Consider the following 20,679-nt stretch of genomic DNA (forward strand, 5'->3'; position numbering starts at 1 on the left):
GTTTCTGGTCTGCTTGTGAAAGCAGGGGCAGCACAACACTCAATGCGGGTTTTTTTATCTCTGGTTTCGCCTGTTCAGGACTTGATCAGCAAGCCCCGCAGCAGCAAATCCAGTGCTGCCAGCCCTTTCACCAGACGAGCATCGCCGTCCTCTCCCTGGGCAATCCAGAAAGCGGCTTCGGCCAGACTGCCGTAAATCAGGGACGCCAGGGCGTGGGGATCTGCCAGTTCAATCCGGCCTTGATCCATCAGCGTCTGAATCAAGCCTTCCATGGAGCTCACACAATACTGGTGCGATTCGGGTGAGGCGCCGCCTAATACGGCCTTCGCATCACACAAGACAATGCGCTGCATTTCCGGCTCCAGCGCCATTTCCAGATAGGCATGGCAGCGGCGCACAAACCCTTCCCAGGCATCGTCGGCATTGTTTGAAATAGCCTGCAGGCGTTCATCCATTTCCGCGTCGATCTGATCGACTACCGCGGCCAGCAAACCTTTTTTGTCACCGAAGTGGTGGTAGAGCGCGCCGCGTGTCAGGCCCGCCTGAGCCGTCAATTCGTCCATGGATGTGTCGGCATAACCACGTTCTGCAAAGAAAGTGCGAGCGGTGGCGAGCAGGGTGGCGCGGGTTTCTTCCATCTCGGCGCGGGTACGGCGTGCCATAGTTTCTCCTTACATACGGACTGAATGTATATTTACATGCACGACGTATGTATATATTATTTTAAACATACGCCTTGTTTGTATTGTCGATGCATCACCGTGTCGTGGCAAGCGGGCGTTCACGGAGAATGTAATGGCTCAGCCTTATCGAGAACTTTTTGCCGCGCCCGGCACACGGGGTTTTGCCCTGGCCGGGCTGCTGGCCCGGATTCCGCTGCCCATGATAGGGATAGGAATCATCACCATGTTGTCCCAACTGCGGGGCAGCTATGCCTTGGCGGGGGCGGTGTCCGCTTCTTTTGTATTGAGCTATGCGCTGCTATCACCGCAAGTGTCTCGTTGGGTGGATCTGCGTGGGCAAAGCCGTGTCCTGCCGCTGGCAACAGCCATTAGTGTGCTGGGCCTGCTGCTCTTGCTGGGGGCGACCTGGTGGCAAGCGCCTGACTGGACCTTGTTTGCAGGCGCGGTGCTGGCTGGTTTCATGCCCAGCATGTCGGCCATGGTGCGTGCACGTTGGACGGCGATTTTCCGTGGTCAGGATCGTTTGCAAACGGCTTATTCGCTGGAAACTGTGCTGGATGAAGTCACCTTTATTGCCGGGCCGCCTTTGTCGGTGGGTTTGGCGGTTCTGGTGTTCCCGCAAGCGGGCGTGCTGGCTGCTGCGGTACTGCTGATTGCGGGTGTGTTGGCGCTGCTGCTGCAAAAAGGGACTGAGCCACCGATTCAAATCCAGGAGCAGGGCAGTCGCCCTTCGGTTCTGCGTTTGAATAGTGTGCGCCTGTTGGCCTTGCTGATGCTTGCCATGGGTGTGATTGTGGGCACCGTGGATATTGTCAGCGTGGCCTTTGCCGAGCAGATGGGGCAGCCGGGGGCGGCCAGTCTGGTGCTATCGGCTTACGCCCTGGGTTCTTGCGTAGCGGGTCTGGTGTTTGGTGGTTTGAAGCTGAATATTCCTTTGCATCGCCTGTTGCTGTTGGGCGGTTTGGCCACCGCCGCCACGACTCTGCCTTTATGGCTGGTGACCAGTGTGACGCAGTTGGCAGGGGCGGTCTTGCTGGCCGGTCTGTTCTTTGCTCCCACCATGATTGTGGCCATGTCGCTGGTCGAGCGTGTGGTGCCCGAGCAGCAATTAACCGAGGGCATGACCTGGCTGCTGGCTGGTCTGAATATCGGTGTGGCCTTGGGGGCCGCCGCTTCGGGACAGATGGTGGATCAGGGCGGAGTCAGTTCCGGCTTTATGGTCGCGCTTTATACCGCTGCCTTGATCGTCTTGCTTGCCTTGTGCAGCCATCAAAGTTTGCGCGGGCCTGTAGTGGCTCGCTCCTGCGCTGTTTAGCCTTCTTTCTTTGAATATTTAGCGATGAATACCTCTTCTCTATCCATGGCCGGGCAACCCGGCAAGCGGCAGTCCTGGTTGGCGGTTAGCGCTGTTGGCTTGGCCACCTTTTCAGTCGTCACCACGGAAATGTTGCCCGTAGGTTTGTTGACCTCCATTGCAGACAGCTTGCAGACCTCTACGGGGACGGCTGGTTTGCTGATTTCCTTGCCTGCTTTATTGGCCGCCTTGTTTGCGCCGCTGGTGGTGCTGGCTTCTGGCGGCGTGGACAGGCGCCGCATCCTGTGTGGCTTGCTGGCCTTGTTGGTGCTGGCCAATATTGCGTCTGCTCTGGCTCCCAGCATCGCCTGGATGCTGGTGGCCGCCCGTGTTCTGGTTGGCTTTTGCATGGGAGGGATCTGGGCCATTGCGGGTGGCTTGGCCTCTCGTCTCGTTCCGGCTCAGTCTGTGGGTTTGGCAACTTCGATCATCTTCGGTGGGGTCGCCGCGGCTTCTGTATTGGGCGTGCCCTTAGGCGCCTTGATGGGCGAGCTGGCTGGATGGCGCTGGGCCTTTGGCGGCATGGCGGTGCTTAGCGCTTTGGTGTTGATCTTCCATCTGGCCGTGATTCCTCCTCTGTCCGTGACGCGCTCGACCACATGGCGTCAGTTCGCAGAGCAATTTGGCAATCGGCAGTTATGGTTTGGTTTGCTGCTGACCTTGATTCTGGTCGCGGGGCATTTCAGCGCATTTACCTTTGTGCGTCCTCTTTTGCTGTCCGTTTCCGGCATAGGCTCTGAATGGATAGGAGCCTTGTTGTTTGCTTATGGAGTGGCCGGGATCGCAGGCAATTTCCTGATCGGGATTTCGGCCGCCCAACGTACCGAAGCCAGTTTGATGGCGATTGCGTTGGGTCTAAGCATCACTGCTTTGCTTTTCTTGACAGTGGGGGCTTCTCCGCTGGGCGGGGGTGCAATTTTGCTGCTTTGGGGGCTGGCTTATGGCGGGGTATCGGTCGGGCTGATGAGCTGGATGATGAAGGCCGCTGCCAACGCAGTTGAAGTGGCCACCGCTTTGTACGTCGCTGTCTTCAATATCGGCATAGCGCTTGGCTCCTGGCTGGGTGGGCAGACAGTGGATGCCTATGGTTTAAGCGCGAATCTGGGGCTGGCTGGAGCGGGTTCGTTTGTTGTGTTTTTGCTGCTTTTCGGAATAATTTTGCAGCGAAAAAATTGAGCACAAAAACCGGGCTCGGACTGATTTTTCCGGATTTGCCAGGGCGCAAGCGCGGGTTATTGCTTATTGGAGTCTTGAAGGAGCGCTGCGACGATGTCTGTCAGAACTCCTTGAAATATTCTGTACATCGTTATGTTGTACGGTATAGGGATGCTTTCTGGCTGACCTCCCCTTATGGGCACACAACGTCGGTATGGGTGGTCTTAATTAAGGGCCTTGTATGACGCAACTTCAGCGCTCCATAACTATTCCGCAGCTCAACCCCACAATTTGGAACACTCTTGAGCTCGTGCGCTTACGCCAAACTCCCTGGCACAAGAAACAAGCCGTTTTTGAACAATTACAGTCGCTGGGATTAGTCCAAGCCATCCCGCAAACGACGCAAACTCCTTCTCCCTTTCCTGCTCCCCTGATAGCCATGTTGACCGAAGAAGGGCGGCAATTGCTGGAAGCCCGATCCAATCACCAAGAGGCCTTGATCAAGCTTCTGGATGCTTGACCCCTTGGCTTGAGCTGGCTTGGCTGGCTTGTCTCTTGCCGGACGAGCCCGGCCACTTGCCCTCTTTGAGAACGCGCCGGGTCCATGACGCCTGGGCCGAAAACTGTATAATGCTGGTTTTATATACAGTATTTCGACCATGGAGCTATCGCGCAAACTCGAAATTCTGGCCGATGCGGCAAAGTACGATGCCTCTTGTGCCAGCAGTGCCGCGCCCAAACGGGATTCCCGTGGGCGTACGGGCCTGGGGGCCAGTACCGGTGCCGGTATTTGTCATAGCTTTACGCCTGACGGGCGTTGCGTTTCGCTGCTCAAAATACTGCTGACCAATTTTTGTCAGTATGACTGCCTGTATTGCGTGAACCGGCGCTCCAGTAATGTGCCACGCGCGCGTTTCCGGCCTGCCGAAGTGGTGGATCTGACGCTGGATTTCTATCGGCGTAACTATATTGATGGTCTGTTTCTGAGTTCGGGCATCATACGAAGTTCGGATTACACCATGGAGAGCCTGGTCGAGGTGGCGCGCTCCTTGCGCGAGGATCACCATTTTCGTGGCTACATCCACCTTAAAACCATTCCGGATGCCGATCCGCAATTGATCATGCTGGCTGGTCATTACGCAGACCGACTCAGCGTCAATATCGAACTTCCTACGGATGCGGGCCTGCATCGCCTGGCACCCGAGAAAAGTGGCCACACAATCAAACGGGCGATGGGGGTGATCCGTCTTGCCCAGGAACAGGCGCAGGAAGAAAAACTTCCCAAGGTACCTGCCGGACAAAGCACGCAAATGATTGTGGGTGCGGATGCGGCGGATGACCGCAATATCTTGCAAACAGCGCAGAATCTGTACGGTGCCTACAAGCTCAAGCGGGTGTATTACTCTGCGTTCAGTCCTATTCCGGATAGTTCGTCGGCGCTTCCCGCACAGCCGCCACCGCTCCTGCGAGAGCATCGGCTGTATCAAGCCGATTTCTTGCTGCGTAGTTACGGTTTTCGGGCTGAGGAGCTGTTTCAGGACAAGGGCGATTTGCCCTTGGATATTGATCCCAAATTGTCATGGGCCTTGTCCAACCGGGCCGTATTTCCGGTGGATCTGAACCGGGCGCCGGAGCGCCTGATTGCTCGTGTGCCCGGCATTGGTGTCCGTAATGCCAAGCGCTTGGTCGAGTTGCGTCAGATGCGGGCTATCCGGTATCAGGATTTGATCCGTCTACGTTGCTCCATCAAAACATTGCAGCCCTTTGTCGTGGTGCAGGATTACCGTCCTGGCCTTGCCGACGCGACGTCCGACAAATTGCGGCGCATGCTGTCGACCAATCCGCAGCAATTGAGTCTCTTATGAGCACGCTCTGTTCGTCGGCCGGGTTTTTTCCTGATGATGGGGGGCGAGCATGGTGAGCTTGCAGGTTGACGGCGGCTATAGTGCCTGGCGTGAGCAAGCCTTGCGCGCTCTGGCGGCGGGCTGGTCACCAGAGCAGCTTTGCTGGAGTGAAAAAAGCCGGGAGGCGTGTGCGGGCAGCCAGCAAATGGGCTTGGATTACGAGCTGTCTTCTCCTGTGTACTCTATATCCTTGCGGGAGCCGCAGGGCTGTGAGCCGAACGCCGAGTTTGCCGTTCGCATTTCGAAAGGGCTGAGCGCCTTGCTGCAGGATGCCGCCTTGTGTCGTACTCCGGAGCGTTGGGCCTTGCTCTACCGCGTGTTGTGGCGTTGGCACCATGGTGACCGCAGTGTGGTGTCTGTGGCCGACGAGGATGGAACCCGTTTATACGAAATGGCGAAAGCCGTGCGCAAGGAAAAGCACGACATGATGGCGTACGTACGGTTTCGCCATTGCGGGCAGGACAAGCGGCCCGAGTATTGGGCCTGGTTCGAGCCCGAGCACGAGGTGCTGGAGTGGATTGCCGACTATTTCTCCAAACGTATGGGGAGCACCTCCTGGTGTATCGCGACGCCACAGCGTGTGGCGCTGTGGGATGGTGAAAACTTGCAGCTGCGTGATGCGCCTGACAATGTGGATGAATTACGCAGCGGTCCGTCGGACGATCAGGTGGAAGCCTTGTGGTTACGTTATTACCGGAGCATTTTTAATCCTGCACGTCTGAATGAAACGGCCTTGCAGCAGAGTATGCCAGTGCGATTCTGGAAAGGTTTGCCTGAAGCGAGCCTGATTCCCGCCATGGTCAGTGAAGCGCGTAACGGGGCGCGGCGAGTCGGACAGTCTGGTCTTGTTGCCCGGATGCCGGGCAAGTCGGTAGCGGTGACGGCTGATTCTGCCCATCCCGTCCGTGGTGAATTGTCTGTGCTGGAGCGTTGCCGGCGATGTGGTCTATGGGAAAACGCGACGCAGGCCGTGCCGGGAGAAGGCCCGACAACAGCCCGCATGATGTTGCTGGGCGAGCAGCCGGGCGACCACGAGGATTTGGCTGGCCGTGTTTTTGCCGGGCCAGCCGGGCAGGTTCTGGATCAGGCCTTGCAGCGTGCAGGCCTTGACCGAGACCAGCTGTATGTAAGTAACGCCGTCAAACACTTCAAATGGCGAGGGCGTGGCAGGCAGCGTTTGCATGTCAGTCCATCCCCGGCTGAAGTGCAGGCATGCGGACATTGGTTGCGGGAAGAGCTGGCGCAGCTTGAGCCTGCCGTCATCGTCACTCTGGGAGCGACTGCCCTGATGGCCTTGCTGGGCCCGCAGGCGCGACTGGCTGATTTCCTGTCCAAACCCTTTTTGTGGGGCCGGACGTGGGTTATTGCTACCTGGCATCCTTCCTATGCTTTGCGTGTGGAGAATGCCGCTCGGCAAGAGGAAATTGTCAGTGGCATTGCCCAGGCCTTGCAAATGGGGTGGCAACTGACCAATGTGCCCACAGCTGATGGCGCTTGAAAGCGGACACTAGGGCAGCCGCCGGATCTCCTGGTCTTGCACCGTGCTCAGTAATTCCTTCAAGCTGCCTTGGGTCAGTTCAAGCTCAGGAGCCAGATCGGCCAGCGGAACCAGTACAAAGGCACGCTCGTGCATGCGGGGATGCGGCACGATCAGCCGTTCCGTATTGATCTGTTCTTGCCCGTAAAGCAGCAGGTCCAGATCCAGGGTACGGGGTGCATTACGGTACAGGCGCGTGCGGCCGTGCTCTTGTTCGATGTGTTGCAGACGGTCCAGCAAATTCTCGGGAGCCAGAGTACAGGTGAAGCGGACGACTGTATTGACGTAATCCGGACCACTGGAATCGACGGGAGCCGTACTGTAGAAATGGGCCAGTGTCAGATCCTGAATACCGGGAGTAGCGGCCAGTTCAGCCGCTGCTGTTTCCAGTGTCTGTCGTGCTTCGCCCAGATTTGCGCCCATCGCAACATAAACGGTGGTGCTGCGTGGAATCACGATTCGCTTCCACCTGCTGCGTTGCTGCGTTTGGCATTGGAGCGACGGCGACGGGTACGACGCTGACCGCTGCGCGAGCCGGTGGCAGTGGTGCCAGCGGGTTTGCGCACGGCAATCATATTGCTGCGTTCTTCGTCGCCCGCATCGGCCAGATCCATCCACCACTGTGCCTGCACGCTATCCACCTCTTTGGCTTCGGCGCGTAGTTGTAAAAAGTCCACAGCAGCGCGGAAACGAGGTTGTTCCGTCATGCGCCAGATGGCGCGGTTGGCGATGCGTTCAAAACGGGGCTGCATGAACCAGATTTCGCGCATATCCGACTGGAAGCGCTTTTGAATGGGCATGATGCGGCTTTGTTTTTCCAGGACCAGATCAGCGGCTTCCAGCAAGGCTTGCTGGGGATGCATGTCCTGAGCACTGCGTCGTTCCCACTCTTGCTTGACCAGCTTCCAGAGCAGGCAGGCATAGATAAAGCTGGGGCTGACCGATTTGCCTGCGCGAACGCGGGTGTCGGTACGGGCCAGAGCCATATCCAGAAATTCAGAACCACCGGGCAGACGTTGAACCGGCTCCACCATAGGCAAGAGCTTGCTGTGCAGACCCAGCGCTTGTAGGCGCTGGATGCAGTCCATGGCGTGGCCGCAGTTCAGCAGCTTGAGTGTTTCGTCAGCCAGACGGGACTCGGGCACGTTCTCGATCAGGCGCGACAAGGAACGAATCGGCGCGTCGGTCGCAGGCTCGATGGTGGCATCCAGCTTGGAGGCAAAGCGCACGGCGCGCAGCATGCGGACCGGGTCTTCACGATAGCGGGTTTCTGCATCACCAATAATGCGAACCTGGCGGTCTTTCAGATCGGCTACGCCATTGTGGTAGTCGATAACCGTTTCGGTCAGGGGATCGTAGTAGAGCGCGTTCAGCGTGAAGTCACGACGGGCAGCATCGTCTTCAATGGTGCCGTACTCGTTGTCACGCAGGATGCGGCCATGTTCGTCGGTTTGCTTGCCGCTATCGTCGGCCCGGAACGTCGAGGTCTCGATGATTTCCTGGCCGAAGACCACGTGAACCAGGCGGAAGCGGCGGCCAATGATGCGGGCACGACGGAACAGGGGACGGATTTGCTCGGGCGTGGCGTTGGTTGCCACGTCAAAGTCCTTGGGCTCCAGGCCCACCAGCAAATCGCGCACTGCGCCGCCCACGACATAGGCTTGATAGCCTTCGTGGTTCAGGACCTCGCACACTTTGATGGCATGACGCGAGACCAGACGTCGGTCTATGCCATGTTCTTCTCGTGTGTAGCGGCGCGGCCCTTTGGGACGCGCGCTTTTGGCTGGTTTGAGCAGCCGGTCGACAAATGTTTTTATTGTTCGCTTGAGCATGCGTCTGATTTTACGATTTGCTGTCCATCATGTCAGCGAACAAATCGATGACGACCCAATTGCGCTCGGTAGCTACGGCACGCAGCTTGTCGCTGGGGTTGGTGGCTACGGGGTCTGTCACCACTTCCATCAGGGGCAGATCGTTGGGCGAATCGCTGTAGAACCAGCTGCGCTCGAAGTCGGCCAGGGTTTTGCCCATGGTTTGCAGCCATTGCTCCACACGGGTGATCTTGCCGGCCTGGAAGCTGGGCACACCGCTGATCTTGCCGGTGTAGCGGCCGTCTTTCATTTCAGGGGTGGTGGCGATCAGGTGGTCTACGCCCAATGCAGCAGCAATGGGGCGCGTCACGAATTCGTTGGTGGCGGTCACGATCGCCACCAGATGGCCCTGGTCCTGATGCTGGGCCAGCAGTTCGCGGGCAGCCGGGCTGATCGAGGGCAGGATCACTGCCTGCATGAACTCGTCCTGCCAGGCCAGCAATTCTTCCTGGCTGGCGTTGGTGAGCAGGCCCAACATGAATTCGGCCGATTCTTCGGCCGTCAACAATCCCTGGTTATAGCGTTCCATCAGGTCTTCATTCAGACGGATGGCTTCAGCGGGGTCACCGACACGGCCAGTACGGGCCAGGAAGTCAGCCCACTGGTAATCGCTATCTAAAGGAAGCAGAGTGTGGTCCAGATCAAACAGGGCAATAAAAGAAGAAGCAGTCATGACTCAACTAGAAGATTGGGTCTGGCTGTTGGCCAGAAGTTCTTTGAGCAGGGGTAAAGTGATGGGGCGTTTCTTTACCAGTGAATAGTTGTCCAGCGCATCGATCAGTGCGCTCAAGCGGTTCATATCGCGATCGTAGTGAGTCAGTATCCAGCTGAGCACTTCCGCTTGCAGTTGCAGACCGCGGGCAGCGGCCCGCTGTTGCATGGCTTCGGCCCGGTGGGCGTCCGACAGGTATTCCAGTCTGAATACCAGGTCCCAACCCAGGCGTGTGCGCAAGTCCTCGCGCACGGACATGGTTTTGGGAGCCCGGTCGCCGGAGACCAGCAGCGTGAAGGCGTCGGGCCGGGTGGCCGACTCGCGCCAGCGATTGTACAGTGCAAATACGGCAGCCTGTCCGTGCTCGTCAAAACGTTCGATATCGTCGATGGCCAAGAGGCTGGGAGGGGCTTTGTCATCGGTGGCGATGTCAAAGATGGGCTGGGAGGGAGTATCTGAACTAAAATAGCGGCTGTCGTCTTGACTGGCCATCGCCCGCAGCAGATGTGTTCGACCTGCGCCGGGCGGTCCCCACAGGTAAACCGCGCGTCCTGGACTGCACTGACGCAGAGCCTGCAACGCAGCCTGATTCGCTCCGGCAACAAAGTTGTCCAAAGAGGCAGGCGGTGCTGGAGATATATCCAGAATCAGTTGCTCGGTCATGTGTCGTACAATTTCGTCCAACTCGCAATTTTCACATATCCCACGGCTTTTCCCATGAAAAACACTACTTCTGTTTCCTTGACCTACCGCGATGCAGGCGTGGATATCGACGCGGGCGATGCCCTGGTCGATCGTATTAAACCACTGGCTGCCAAAACCATGCGTGCAGGCGTCATGGCTGGAATCGGAGGCTTTGGCGCTTTGTTTGAAGTGCCTACCCACCTTAAAGAGCCCGTTCTGGTGTCCGGCACCGACGGTGTTGGTACCAAACTACGCCTGGCATTTGACTGGCAGCGCCACGACACTGTGGGTATAGACCTGGTGGCCATGAGTGTCAACGACATTCTAGTCCAGGGCGCAGAACCCTTGTACTTTCTGGATTACTTTGCCTGCGGCAAGCTGTCGGTCGACACCGCTGCTCAAGTGGTTGGCGGCATTGCCAAGGGCTGTGAGCTTTCCGCTTGCGCCCTGATCGGTGGTGAAACGGCAGAGATGCCCGGCATGTACCCCGAAGGCGAATACGACCTGGCCGGTTTTGCAGTGGGTGCGGTGGAAAAATCGCGCATTATCGACGGCAAGTCCATTGTTCCCGGTGACGTGGTGCTGGGCCTGGCTTCCAGCGGCGCCCACTCCAACGGCTACTCCCTGATTCGCAAGATTCTGAAGCATGCCAACGCCAAGCCTACCGACGAGCTGGATGGCCGTCCTTTGGCTGACGTGGTCATGGAACCCACCCGCATCTACGTGAAATCCGTGCTGGCTGCCTTGGCTGCCCACGGTGCGGACATCAAGGGCCTGGCTCACATCACCGGCGGCGGCTTGCTGGAAAACGTGCCACGCATTCTGCAAAAGCACCTGACTGCCCGCCTGAAGCGTGACTCCTGGACCATGCCTGCCTTGTTCCAGTGGTTGCAAAGCAACGGTAACGTGGCCGACGAAGAAATGTACCGCGTGTTCAACTGCGGTATCGGCATGATCATTATTGTTCCTGCAGACAAGGCCGAAGCCATCAGCGCAACCTTGTCCGAGCAAGGCGAAACCGTCTACCAACTGGGCGAAATCGTTGAGCGTCAGGAAGGTCAGGCGCAGACTGAAGTGGTCTAAAAACCTCGGATCTTTCCGTCAGTAAAAAAGCCAGCTCATTGAGCTGGCTTTTTTATTCCCGCCTGCTGCTGCAAATTGCCCGGTATTACCGCATCGAATCTGATGTATTTGATTTTCAAATAAATATTATATGAATTTAATTATGTCGTTTTTCGAGCTAATCCGAAATTAAGTATTACTCGTACATTCCATAATGTTCCCCGAGCAGCAAGGCCCCTACAGTAGCGGCAAGAACGTAGAAATATCAGCTGAAATGTTAGAAGCAATTTCTGAGGGGAAGAAAATGGAGCATGTCGATTTATCTTTGAAAGACCCGCATCCTGCCTTGCACAACGAGGACCTGGCGCCTTTGCCGCGACAAAAACGTTTGTGGGGCTGGTTCGAGATTTTCAACGTGTGGTCTAACGATATTCAAAGTCTGTTTGGCTATACCTTGGCCGCCACTTTGTTTATTTCTTATGGTCTGAATGGTTGGGCTGTGTTTGCCGGCATTTTGCTGGCCGGTTTCATTGTGATGGGGCTGGTGAACCTGAGTGGTAAACCCAGCGTGCTGTATGGCGTTCCCTATCCTGTGATTGCCCGTATCAGCATGGGTGTGAAGGGCGCGAAGTTTCCTGCCCTGGTGCGCGGGATTGTGGCCATCTTCTGGTACGGCGTGCAGACTTACTTTGCCTCTACGGCCCTGGCTCTGTTGTTCAATGCCTTGCTGGGGCACCCCGGCGGCGCCTTGTTTCTGGGCCTGGATTGGGTGGGCTGGCTGTCTTATGTCGTGGTCTGCATTTTGCAGTTGGGCATTTTCCTGATGGGCATGAAGTGGATTACGCGCTTCCTGAACTGGGCAGGCCCTTTGGTGTATCTGGTGATGTTCGCCTTGCTGGCCGTGATTTGGTACAAGGCGGGCAGTGGTCTGCTCGATAAAGTGGGCGAGATCTTTGCCGGTAAAGGTTCTTACGAAGGCGGCCCCTTGATGGCTTTTGGCGCAGTTGTAGGCACCATGGTGGCGTACTTTGCTGCCGTCGTGATCAACTACGGCGACTTTTCGCGCTTTGTGAAAGACGAGCGCAGCATGCGTATCGGTAACTTCATGGGCTTGCCTGTCAGCCTGGCCGTGTTCTCTTTCCTGGCCTTGTTCATTACCGCAGGTACGGCTGTGCTGTTTGGTGAAACCTTGACCAACCCCACTGATATTGTGGATCGCGTCGATAGCCTGGCGTTGACGGTGATCGCGGCCTTGACCTTCTTTGCCGCAACCGTGGGTATCAACCTGGTGGCGAACTTCATTCCACCGGCTTTTGACTTGGCTAACCTGAAGCCCGAGCTGATCTCTGCCAAGATGGGCGGCATTCTGACCGCCGTGATTGCCTTCTTTATCGGTGCCTTGTGGCTGCCTTTGATCAGCGCCATCGGGATTACCGGCTTTGTGGATACCTTAGGCGCTTTGCTGGCACCCTTGTACGGCATCATGATTGTGGACTTCTACTTGATCCGCAAACAGCGCGTGGTGGTGTCGGACCTGTTCAGCCTGGAAGAGAGCGGTACTTACTACTTCCAGAACGGCTGGAACAAGCGTGCGATGGCGGCATTCTTCCTGGCCGCGGTGTTCTCGGTGGCGACCGTGTGGGTGCCTGCACTGGCGAATTTGGCGGGTTACGGCTGGCTGATCGGTGCCTTGTTGGGTGGCGTATTCCAATACGTGGCCATGCGCACCAAAGTCTTGCCCAAGCTGAGCAGCGCTTCGGTGTAAAAACCGCCGTTCGGCTCAAAAACGGTCTCTTTGAACGGCCCCTTGGCAGTCGGATACGATCCGGCGGTCAAGGGGCCGTTTTCACAAGCGCGTCTTTTACGTGTGTATCAGGCTGGCCAGATCTGGCGTGCCGCTTGCACAATCTGCTCGGCGGCTTGCGGGTTTTGACAGTTGAATTGCAGACGCTCGGGTTCGGAGCGCAGCCAGGTCAATTGACGCTTGGCCAACTGACGAGTCGCGGCAATAGCCTGTTCAATAGCCAAGTCCAGGCTGACTTCGCCGTCCAGGTACGACCACAGTTGCCGATAGCCCACACAGCGAATGGAGGGCAGGCCGGGATGCAAATCAGGGCGCTGGTACAGCTGCTCCACTTCCTGCAGCAAGCCTTGCCCGATCATGTCGTGATAGCGCGCCGCAATACGCTTATGCAGCCAGGACCGGTCCTCCGGCTCCAGGCTCATGGTGATGTATTGATGGCTTTCTTCTTGTGGCTGGGCTTTGTCCTTGAGCCAGTCGCTCATGGTCTTGCCGCTGATATGGAAAATCTCCAGTGCGCGTTGAATGCGTTGACTATCGCGGGGAGCCAGACGGGCAGCTGTTACCGGATCGATGCGGGCCAGCTCTTCGTGCATGCCGGGCCAGCCGATTTCCTGGGCGCGCTCATCCAGTTGCTGGCGAATGGCGGGGTCGGCCTGCGGCAAGTCGTTCAGGCCTTCACGCAAGGCTTTGTAATACAGCATGGTGCCGCCACACAGCACGGGGTAATGCCCGCGTGCCCGGATTTCCTGAATCAGGCGGGTCGCGTCGGTGGCGAACTCCGCCGCCGAATAGCTTTCTACCGGGTCGCGTATATCCAGCAAGTGGTGGGGGATAGCGGCTTGTTCCTCGGCACTGGGCTTGGCGGTGCCAATGTCCATGTCACGGTAAATCGTGGCCGAGTCCATCACAATCACTTCAATCGGCCAATGTTGGGCCAAGGTGTGCGTGGTCGCGCTTTTGCCACTGGCCGTCGGGCCAGCCAGGCACAGAATGGGTAAATCGTTCATTGTCCACGCATAAAAAGTTTGTCCAGCTCGCTGAGCTTCCATTGGAACCAGGTGGGGCGGCCGTGATTGCACAGGTCAGCCCGGTCGGTTTGTTCCATCTTGCGAAGCAGAGCGTTCATCTCGGGAATGCTCAGGCGGCGATTGGCGCGTACGGCACCGTGGCAGGCCATGGTGGAGAGCAGTTCATTGCGTTGCTCATCCAGATGGCGTGACGAGCCTACCTGCGCCAGGTCGCGCAGTACGGCACGGGCCAGGGATTCTATATCGCCTTGAGCCAGGAGGGCTGGGACGGCACGCACGGCCATGGTGGCGGGGCCTGCCGGGTTCATGCGCAGGCCCAGATCGGCCAGCGTTTCCTGATGCTCGTCCAGCAAAGCGATGTCGCTTTCCGAGCAACTGAATACAACCGGCACCAGCAGATCCTGGCGGGGCAGTTCGCGGCCATCCAGAGCCTGCTTCAATTGTTCGTAAACCACGCGTTCATGCGCGGCGTGCATGTCCACCAGAATCATGCCCTGACGCGTTTCGGACAGGATATAGATGCCGTGCAACTGGCCCAGAGCCATGCCCAGGGGGAACTCGTCTGTCGCGCTGTCTGCCTCGCTTTGATAGCTGGTGACTGGCGTGTTGCTGGGAACAGGCTCAATCGGGCGGTACATGCTTTTCCAGTCGGCACTGCCGCCACCAGATGGCTCGCGCAGGCTGAAACTGGATTGCCAGCCTTGGCGAGCTGGATGGCTGTACGGCATGGCGGGTTCGCTGCTGGTATAGGAGCTGCTGGGTGCGCCAGGAGTGGCCGAAGGAGGGTAGGGCGTGCCCGTTATAGGAGGCTGGGTAGCGCCTTCAGGTAAAGGCATGGCGGCAACTGGCGTTTCCCCGGCCATGCTGCCTTGCGCCAAGGTTTGTCCGACAGACTGCAGCACAAAGCGGTACACGGCGCCGCTGTCACGGAAGCGGACTTCATGCTTGGCGGGGTGTACGTTCACATCCAGCGTGGAGGGGGCAATGTCCAGAAACAGGGCATAGGCAGGCTGGCGATCCCCATGCAGCACATCGGCATAGGCACTGCGTATGGCGTGTGAGACGGTGCGATCACGCACAAAGCGGCCATTCACAAACAGGAATTGCTTGTCTCCACTGGGGCGAGCGTGGGCCGGGTGAATCACCAGACCACGCAAGCTGATCAGGCCCTGTTCCTGGGCAACAGGCAGGCTTTGCTCAATAAATTCTTTGCCCAAAATATCCAGCAGACGCTGTTCCAGCGTGCCGCTGCGCCAGTGGCGTTGGGGCTTGTCATTGTGAAACAGACGGAAAGCGATCTGCGGCTGTGCCAAAGCAATGCGCTCCAGGGCGGTCACGCAGTGGCCGTACTCCGTACCTTCCGTACGCAGAAACTTGCGACGGGCGGGGATCTCGTCAAACAGCTGACGTACATCCACATGCGTGCCAATCTGCCCGGAGGCAGGCTGAGGCTCACCTTGGCCCAGCGAATATTCCCAGGCGTGCGAATCGTCTTGCGTGCGCGAGTTGATCGTCAGACGGGCTACCGAGGCAATCGAGGGCAGAGCCTCACCCCGAAAGCCCATGGAGGCCACGGACTCCAGCTCTTCCAGCGAACGAATCTTGCTGGTGGCATGTTGGAGCAGCGCCAGGGGCAATTCTTCCTGGGTGATGCCGTGGCCATCGTCGCTGACGGAGATGCGGCGTATGCCGCCGCCGTCCAGACGAATCTCGATGGCACTGGCTCCGGCATCAATGGCGTTTTCCAGCAATTCCTTCAGGACAGATGCCGGGCGCTCGATAACCTCACCGGCTGCAATTTGGCTTACAAGCAAGTCCGGGAGTGGGATAATACGGCGTCTTGATGACATAGGGCGGCTGGCCTTGTGTGTATTCAGGGTTGAACGATACAAGTTCAACGGGTTTCAAACGGTAGCGGCTTATTTTAACCGCTTGCTCTATGGTGTCGGTCTGGACAGTATCGGACTGGCTGGATTGTTATTTTGGTGTGGAACTATGCCCGATTTACTCAGCATGATCCTTCATATTGACCAATACCTGGGTGTGTGGGTCGAGCAGTATGGAGCCTGGATTTATCTTGTTCTGTTCTTGATTATATTTGGCGAGACCGGGCTTGTGGTTTTGCCATTCCTGCCGGGCGACTCCTTGCTGTTTATTGCCGGAGCCTTTGGCGCTTCGGGCATGCTGGACCCGGTCATGCTCGGTGGCCTGCTGATCGTGGCAGCCGTGCTGGGCAATACCGTGAACTATCACGTAGGGCGGTATATAGGCCCGAAAGTCTTTACCCAGGAATCCCGATTCCTGGATCGCCGTGCCCTGGTCAAAACCCATGCTTTCTATGAAAAACATGGTGGCAAGACCATCGTCATTTCCCGTTTCCTGCCCTTGTTCCGTACCTTCGCACCCTTTGTGGCCGGTGTGGGCCATATGAATGCCATGCGCTTTCAGATGTACAACATTACCGGCGCGGTACTGTGGATTTGCAGCTTGATTACTTTGGGCTACTTCTTTGGCAATGTTCCGTTCATCAAGGCGCATTTAAATACGATTGTGCTGATCGGTATTGCCGCGGCGGCAGTGCCTGTTGTGGTTGGGGCTTTGTGGAAGATCTTCAAGCGTAAAAGCAAGAGTGATTCGGCTCTGTAAGCGGGGCGCCCCTCCGGTTTATATATTTGGAATGAGAAAAGGGTGCATCTGCCCGCTTTTCATCAAACTGGTGTGTCGTGAGCCGGAGCTTCGCTAAATCTTCCCAGGCCTACGGTGGTTAAGATATTGTTACGTCGCAGTAGCCAAAGCGCTTCGATGCCCATGCGTTGTGCCAAGGCCATGCCATCGCTTCCGCTCGCCAGCAAGGCAGTGGCCCAAGCATCGGCCTGCATGCAGTCCGGAGCCAGGACCGTTACTGACGCGATGTCGTTGCGTACCGGTGCGCGGCGTTTGCTGTCCATGGTGTGTGCCACGCGCACATCACCTAGCTGTATGAAATTCCGATAATCGCCCGAGGTGGCGATGGACAGATCATGCAGCTCAACCACGCTATGAGTCGAACGCAGCCCTGGCTGGGGATACTCGATCGCTACAGCCCAGGGTTGGCCTTGGTATTGGCTGTTCAGCGCGCGAAGTTCTCCATCCAGTGCAAGTAGAGCGTGTTTGATGCCATGCTGGCGTAGCACCAGGGCCATACGGTCTACTGCGTAGCCTTTGGCGATCCCGCACAGGTCCAGTTGTATAGCCGCGTGCTTGATGGCGCGGCCTGCGTCCATGTCCAGCTCCAGCGTGTCGTAAGCGGGGTTGGGGCATGCCTTAGCGGCACGACGGATGGCAGAAGCATCGGGACTGCTTCGCGCAGGGCCAAACCCCCACGCTGCCACTACGTCTCCCAGGCCAGGGTCAAAGGCGCCTTGGCTGCGCCGGTTGATGTCCAAAGCACAGGCTAATACTTCAAGAATTGCTGGCGGTAAATCTAGCCATGTGCCTGGAGGGGTTCGGTTGAGCCGGTTCAGATCACTGTCAGCTAGCCAGGGGGACATTTGCCTATCTACTTGCTGGACGGCGTCCGCCAGATCCTGCTGAAGGCCTGCCACCTCTATGGTGTCGGCTGTCTCGACAATGGCTGACCAGCGGGTGCCCATGGTCGGGCCGTTCAGCGTCAGGCGTTGTGGTTCAGAAGAGGTCTTCGGCATAGCGTTCGTTCTCCTTGAGCCAGGCTAGGCTTTTGCCCATATCGATGAGGATGTTGTCCAGCTCCTGTCTTACTGCCTGAGCCATGGGGCGGCTGCCACAAACACGGACAAGCGCCCCTTTCTCCAAAAGCGTGCGGATTTTTTGGGCGTCTCGGCGCACTGCTTCTTGAACATAACCGCCACCGTTAGACATCCGGGAAAAAGTCGTGTTTAGCTCGCGTAGATGACCTTGAGCCTGCCAGTCTTTAAGCTCTGCACCAAAATAGAAGTCCAGATTGCAATCACGTGTGCCGTAGTACAAATACATAGGGCGGTGTCGTGTGTTGTCCCGAACGAAACCGGCAAGTGGCGCCACTCCAGTTCCTGCCCCGATCAGTAGTACTGGGCGGCGGGAGTAGGTAAGCGTGAATCCGGGGTTAGGCCGAATGAATGCTTGAATTTGATCCCCGATACGCAGGTTGTGTAAATAGGGGGAGCAAGCACCGCCGTTTGTATGTCGTACGCAAATTTCTACGAACTTGTCTTGCTTGCCCGAAGCCAGTGAGTAGTAACGCGGGACGGATTGGTCTCCGGGAGGCAGAATGCCTAACAAGTCTCCGGCTGCGAAGCGAGACAGATGCTGGCTGGGCAGTGCAAAGCGCAGGATGACGGCAGGCTCGCCCGCGGCACCGGGAAAGTCTTGTCGTGATAGCAGGGTGAGGGAGGCCGTGCGTGGCAGGCGTGCCTGATAGTCCAGTGGTACAGGCTGCCCCAGTTTGTCGGATAGGGTGCGTCCCCAGCGAGCAAATTCCTGGGGAGACTGCTGATGGATGCGCTCCAGCGCCAGCAAGAACGCCCAGCCCTTTTTCTGCAGGGTTTGGTCAAGCGCTTCGGCAAACCCGCAGAAGGCTGGGAATTGGCGGTCACCGAAACCTAACACGCTCATTTGAGCGTCGGTGGGCGGATGCTTGGCGATTAGCTTGAGTGCTTTTTGCGCATGGGCGGGAGGTTGGCCTTCTCCGTACGTGGCGGCCAGGATATACACATGACGGGCCGCTGGCGGTATTCGCCAGTTCTCAAGCGCTGTTGTATGAACGTGGTACCCCATGGCTTTGAGTGCATCGTTCAGGGCTTGAGCAAACCCCCAGGTGCTGCCCCCTTCACTGGCGACAAAAATGAGACTGTCAGCCTGGGTCAGGGGACTGTTCCCTTTGATGGAAGGACGGCTGCGGCGAGCTGCCCACCAGATTAGGACACCTGTGAACCAGAACAAGGGGATGCTGGCCCCTGACAGGCCAAGGGCAATGGCCCAGAACCAGGCCCCATCTCCTGTGTGCAAGAGTATTACCCAATCGTAGATACGTTGTGCTGGTGTGGAGTCCTCCCAGGCTAAGGTTTGCCCGTTATATTGGTCCGCCCAGCCCTGTCCCTGAGCGGTGATAATGCGCCAAGTGTCTTGAGGGTCTTCAGACGTTGGCAGGCTGAGTCTTTGTAGGTCCTGCACACGTAAGGTTTGAAGAAGATCGATTTGCTTGGGGTGAAGTGGCGGCTGTCCGGTGGCTTGTGAGCTCAGTTCAGGTTCTGTATCCGGCGTCAGGACGATCAGATCGAACGTGCTTGCGCTCATGTAGAGTGCGGTGGCTGAGGACAGGGCCAGGAGTAGTAAAATGACCCTGCCGCTTAGGACATGTAGGCGTTGGGGAAGGGTGCCGCGAACGGGACCGGCCAGTCCACGCCATCCTCCCATGCGACGCAGCAGTAGCACCAGCCCTGAAACAGATAGAGCCAGCATGGCCAGGGCAACCATGGCTGCTGTAATGCGTCCCGGATCGTCCAGTAAAAAGGTGCGATGTAGGTTTTTTACCCAGCGTGGCAAAAGAGAGGCTTGGTAATCTCCAAGTATCGTGCCGTTTGCCGGGTCTACACGGACGGCTTGGGCTTGCCCACCCTCAAACGCATAAACAACGAGGATGCCCGAAGGCAAACGACGGATCTCTTCTGCTCCAGGGACAGTGCCTTGTACACGTTCCACTAGCGTGGCAAGAGGCAGATCAGACTCGGTGGGAGCCGCCTGCATAGCGTTGCGTAGGGGTTCGAGTGCCAACATCGCGCCCGTGATGCCCAGTACCAGGGCGAGGGTGCCCGCCACTAGTCCCAGCCATCGGTGGACAAATCGCCAGATCATGTGGATTCCTTACTGCAACTGATAGGTCAGGGATTGAATATATTGTTTGCCTGCCTGTGCCGCCCCTGCGTTACTGGTACTGAGGGGGACGCGGATTTCCGAAGGGCTGTCTCGCATGTCTTCGGCGGCGGCGTCGATGCGGATTTCGTAGCCAGCGTCGATCAGGGCTGCCTCGAGCTCTGCCGTCACCTCCAAAGTACGTCCGGCACCGACGCTGGCGCCGGTGATCCCCTGAAGGCGTTGATTATCGTTGGCGGACAAGCGATTCCAGTCTGACAAATGTTTGTAGTATTTTGCTTTACCGCCGGCTACCCACAGAGTGCGGACATATGCCCCTTGGGCATCGGTTAGATAGATCGCCAAATAGGCCCCGTCACCGCCATAGTTTTTGAGGGTGGTGGAGAGTGCGACGGTACGGCCCTGCGCTAAAGAGGGCAGGGCCAATGTACAGGCAGCCGCTAAGGTGGTGAGAAGAAAACGCTTGGACATAATGGTGCTCCAGTTTGAACAAGGGAAACGACTGTAGGGGTGAGGCTGATTTGGCGGGCGTAGCGGTGAGAGCCTTAGTGATTTCTTGTGCGCTCACGTGCGCGTTCGGGTTGGTCATGAGCATCGCGTACTTTCATTTTCACGATGCGCAGTGTTTGTGGGTCAAGTTTGGCTTTGAATGAACGGCCCTGAGCATCTCGCCCGCGGATTTCATAGCATCCGTCGTCAATTTTCAGACGCTGCACCTGCCAGCCTAGGTTGGCTGCATGTTCCAGGGCGGCATCTCGGCTTTGCCATTGCTGCACAGGGACATCACAATCGTCGTCAGCACTGGCTGGCGCGCTCATTAGAGATAGGCAGAGGTACGCAATGAGCAGGTAGGGGCGGTGTGTCATGTTTTTTCCTTGTCGTTTGAAGCAAGATGCAAAAACGCTCAATGCGTTTGACAGGGCATTTGTATCAGGTTTTTGAATCGACCCGTATATTGCAGTAGGGGGGGGTGAGGAAGGTGGCTCAAGGATGACGCGATAACCAGATGGAGGTGTCGCG

General features: G+C 57.4%; 19 protein-coding genes. 8 read left to right on the plus strand and 11 right to left on the minus strand.

Features of this window, described 5'->3' with window-relative positions; genetic code table 11:
• Positions 1–74: 74 nt before the first annotated feature.
• Positions 75–662, minus strand: coding sequence for a TetR/AcrR family transcriptional regulator (locus DUD43_RS04105; RefSeq protein WP_153229261.1), 588 nt, complete (start codon positions 660–662; stop codon positions 75–77).
• Between the two features lie 133 nt (positions 663–795).
• Here DUD43_RS04105 and DUD43_RS04110 point away from each other — a divergent pair, with 133 nt between their 5' ends.
• From DUD43_RS04110 to DUD43_RS04130, 5 genes are all read left to right on the plus strand, one after another.
• Positions 796–1,998 (plus strand): MFS transporter, encoded by a 1,203-nt coding sequence (locus DUD43_RS04110; protein ID WP_153229262.1) that lies wholly within the window; start codon positions 796–798, stop codon positions 1,996–1,998.
• Positions 1,999–2,022: 24 nt separating this feature from the next.
• Positions 2,023–3,213: an MFS transporter gene (locus DUD43_RS04115; protein ID WP_153229263.1), complete on the plus strand. Its 1,191-nt coding sequence runs from the start codon at positions 2,023–2,025 to the stop codon at positions 3,211–3,213.
• A 220-nt stretch (positions 3,214–3,433) separates the two neighbouring features.
• Positions 3,434–3,712, plus strand: a complete 279-nt coding sequence (locus DUD43_RS04120) for a hypothetical protein (RefSeq protein ID WP_022983473.1) — start codon at positions 3,434–3,436, stop codon at positions 3,710–3,712.
• Between the two features lie 139 nt (positions 3,713–3,851).
• Complete coding sequence (locus DUD43_RS04125; RefSeq protein ID WP_153229264.1) at positions 3,852–5,057, plus strand: putative DNA modification/repair radical SAM protein; 1,206 nt, start codon at positions 3,852–3,854, stop codon at positions 5,055–5,057.
• A 49-nt stretch (positions 5,058–5,106) separates the two neighbouring features.
• Entirely contained in the window at positions 5,107–6,594 is a 1,488-nt protein-coding gene (locus tag DUD43_RS04130) for a UdgX family uracil-DNA binding protein (protein WP_153229265.1), read from the plus strand.
• A 9-nt stretch (positions 6,595–6,603) separates the two neighbouring features.
• Here the strand turns inward: DUD43_RS04130 and folK are convergent, their stop codons facing one another.
• Genes folK through hda form a run of 4 tightly spaced genes read right to left on the minus strand, consistent with a single transcriptional unit; the run spans position 6,604 to position 9,879 of the window.
• On the minus strand, positions 6,604–7,056 hold the full coding sequence (folK, locus tag DUD43_RS04135; protein ID WP_153231529.1) for a 2-amino-4-hydroxy-6-hydroxymethyldihydropteridine diphosphokinase: 453 nt from the start codon (positions 7,054–7,056) through the stop codon (positions 6,604–6,606).
• A 29-nt stretch (positions 7,057–7,085) separates the two neighbouring features.
• Positions 7,086–8,465 (minus strand): polynucleotide adenylyltransferase PcnB, encoded by a 1,380-nt coding sequence (pcnB, locus tag DUD43_RS04140; RefSeq protein WP_153229266.1) that lies wholly within the window; start codon positions 8,463–8,465, stop codon positions 7,086–7,088.
• Positions 8,466–8,475: 10 nt separating this feature from the next.
• Entirely contained in the window at positions 8,476–9,177 is a 702-nt protein-coding gene (locus DUD43_RS04145) for an HAD family hydrolase (protein ID WP_009461280.1), read from the minus strand.
• A gap of 3 nt (positions 9,178–9,180) precedes the next feature.
• Positions 9,181–9,879 carry a DnaA regulatory inactivator Hda gene (hda, locus tag DUD43_RS04150; protein WP_022983475.1) on the minus strand — a complete coding sequence of 233 codons (699 nt, stop codon included), beginning with the start codon at positions 9,877–9,879 and terminating at the stop codon, positions 9,181–9,183.
• 54 nt (positions 9,880–9,933) lie between these two features.
• Here hda and purM point away from each other — a divergent pair, with 54 nt between their 5' ends.
• Both purM and DUD43_RS04160 read left to right on the plus strand, forming a co-directional pair.
• The gene (purM, locus tag DUD43_RS04155) at positions 9,934–10,983 is read left to right on the plus strand and encodes a phosphoribosylformylglycinamidine cyclo-ligase (protein ID WP_153229267.1); all 1,050 of its coding nucleotides are present in this window, start codon (positions 9,934–9,936) and stop codon (positions 10,981–10,983) included.
• A gap of 283 nt (positions 10,984–11,266) precedes the next feature.
• Positions 11,267–12,727 (plus strand): NCS1 family nucleobase:cation symporter-1, encoded by a 1,461-nt coding sequence (locus tag DUD43_RS04160; protein ID WP_153229268.1) that lies wholly within the window; start codon positions 11,267–11,269, stop codon positions 12,725–12,727.
• Between the two features lie 107 nt (positions 12,728–12,834).
• Here DUD43_RS04160 and miaA read toward each other — a convergent pair whose 3' ends face one another.
• Entirely contained in the window at positions 12,835–13,773 is a 939-nt protein-coding gene (miaA, locus tag DUD43_RS04165; protein WP_153229269.1) for a tRNA (adenosine(37)-N6)-dimethylallyltransferase MiaA, read from the minus strand.
• Entirely contained in the window at positions 13,770–15,644 is a 1,875-nt protein-coding gene (gene mutL, locus DUD43_RS04170) for a DNA mismatch repair endonuclease MutL (RefSeq protein WP_153229270.1), read from the minus strand. Before mutL ends, miaA begins: the two co-directional genes overlap by 4 nt.
• Before the next feature lie 145 nt (positions 15,645–15,789).
• Here mutL and DUD43_RS04175 point away from each other — a divergent pair, with 145 nt between their 5' ends.
• Positions 15,790–16,440, plus strand: a complete 651-nt coding sequence (locus DUD43_RS04175) for a VTT domain-containing protein (RefSeq protein ID WP_153229271.1) — start codon at positions 15,790–15,792, stop codon at positions 16,438–16,440.
• Between the two features lie 62 nt (positions 16,441–16,502).
• Here DUD43_RS04175 and DUD43_RS04180 read toward each other — a convergent pair whose 3' ends face one another.
• The 4 genes from DUD43_RS04180 to DUD43_RS04195 all read right to left on the minus strand — a co-directional run bounded on the left by DUD43_RS04180 (position 16,503) and on the right by DUD43_RS04195 (position 20,525).
• Positions 16,503–17,477: an FAD:protein FMN transferase gene (locus DUD43_RS04180; protein WP_153229272.1), complete on the minus strand. Its 975-nt coding sequence runs from the start codon at positions 17,475–17,477 to the stop codon at positions 16,503–16,505.
• A complete protein-coding gene (locus tag DUD43_RS04185) occupies positions 17,458–19,641 on the minus strand; it encodes a PepSY domain-containing protein (RefSeq protein ID WP_153229273.1) in 2,184 nt (727 codons plus the stop codon). The genes DUD43_RS04180 and DUD43_RS04185 overlap by 20 nt, the downstream gene beginning before the upstream one ends.
• A gap of 9 nt (positions 19,642–19,650) precedes the next feature.
• Positions 19,651–20,130 (minus strand): DUF2271 domain-containing protein, encoded by a 480-nt coding sequence (locus DUD43_RS04190; protein ID WP_153229274.1) that lies wholly within the window; start codon positions 20,128–20,130, stop codon positions 19,651–19,653.
• A 74-nt stretch (positions 20,131–20,204) separates the two neighbouring features.
• Positions 20,205–20,525, minus strand: coding sequence for a PepSY domain-containing protein (locus DUD43_RS04195; RefSeq protein WP_153229275.1), 321 nt, complete (start codon positions 20,523–20,525; stop codon positions 20,205–20,207).
• Positions 20,526–20,679 lie beyond the last annotated feature (154 nt).

It is taken from the genome of Alcaligenes faecalis, from assembly GCF_009497775.1.
Classification (GTDB): domain Bacteria; phylum Pseudomonadota; class Gammaproteobacteria; order Burkholderiales; family Burkholderiaceae_B; genus Alcaligenes; species Alcaligenes faecalis_D.

Coding starts and splice junctions, on each gene's coding strand:
- folK (WP_153231529.1), bottom strand. CDS start 7,056: ATGGGCGCAAATCTGGGCGAAGCACGACAGACACTGGAAACAGCAGCG.
- hda (WP_022983475.1), bottom strand. CDS start 9,879: ATGACCGAGCAACTGATTCTGGATATATCTCCAGCACCGCCTGCCTCT.
- DUD43_RS04105 (WP_153229261.1), bottom strand. CDS start 662: ATGGCACGCCGTACCCGCGCCGAGATGGAAGAAACCCGCGCCACCCTG.
- DUD43_RS04175 (WP_153229271.1), top strand. CDS start 15,790: ATGCCCGATTTACTCAGCATGATCCTTCATATTGACCAATACCTGGGT.
- pcnB (WP_153229266.1), bottom strand. CDS start 8,465: ATGCTCAAGCGAACAATAAAAACATTTGTCGACCGGCTGCTCAAACCA.
- DUD43_RS04120 (WP_022983473.1), top strand. CDS start 3,434: ATGACGCAACTTCAGCGCTCCATAACTATTCCGCAGCTCAACCCCACA.
- DUD43_RS04160 (WP_153229268.1), top strand. CDS start 11,267: ATGGAGCATGTCGATTTATCTTTGAAAGACCCGCATCCTGCCTTGCAC.
- DUD43_RS04110 (WP_153229262.1), top strand. CDS start 796: ATGGCTCAGCCTTATCGAGAACTTTTTGCCGCGCCCGGCACACGGGGT.
- DUD43_RS04190 (WP_153229274.1), bottom strand. CDS start 20,130: ATGTCCAAGCGTTTTCTTCTCACCACCTTAGCGGCTGCCTGTACATTG.
- DUD43_RS04115 (WP_153229263.1), top strand. CDS start 2,023: ATGAATACCTCTTCTCTATCCATGGCCGGGCAACCCGGCAAGCGGCAG.
- DUD43_RS04145 (WP_009461280.1), bottom strand. CDS start 9,177: ATGACTGCTTCTTCTTTTATTGCCCTGTTTGATCTGGACCACACTCTG.
- purM (WP_153229267.1), top strand. CDS start 9,934: ATGAAAAACACTACTTCTGTTTCCTTGACCTACCGCGATGCAGGCGTG.
- DUD43_RS04185 (WP_153229273.1), bottom strand. CDS start 19,641: ATGATCTGGCGATTTGTCCACCGATGGCTGGGACTAGTGGCGGGCACC.
- DUD43_RS04195 (WP_153229275.1), bottom strand. CDS start 20,525: ATGACACACCGCCCCTACCTGCTCATTGCGTACCTCTGCCTATCTCTA.
- DUD43_RS04125 (WP_153229264.1), top strand. CDS start 3,852: ATGGAGCTATCGCGCAAACTCGAAATTCTGGCCGATGCGGCAAAGTAC.
- miaA (WP_153229269.1), bottom strand. CDS start 13,773: ATGAACGATTTACCCATTCTGTGCCTGGCTGGCCCGACGGCCAGTGGC.
- mutL (WP_153229270.1), bottom strand. CDS start 15,644: ATGTCATCAAGACGCCGTATTATCCCACTCCCGGACTTGCTTGTAAGC.
- DUD43_RS04130 (WP_153229265.1), top strand. CDS start 5,107: ATGGTGAGCTTGCAGGTTGACGGCGGCTATAGTGCCTGGCGTGAGCAA.
- DUD43_RS04180 (WP_153229272.1), bottom strand. CDS start 17,477: ATGCCGAAGACCTCTTCTGAACCACAACGCCTGACGCTGAACGGCCCG.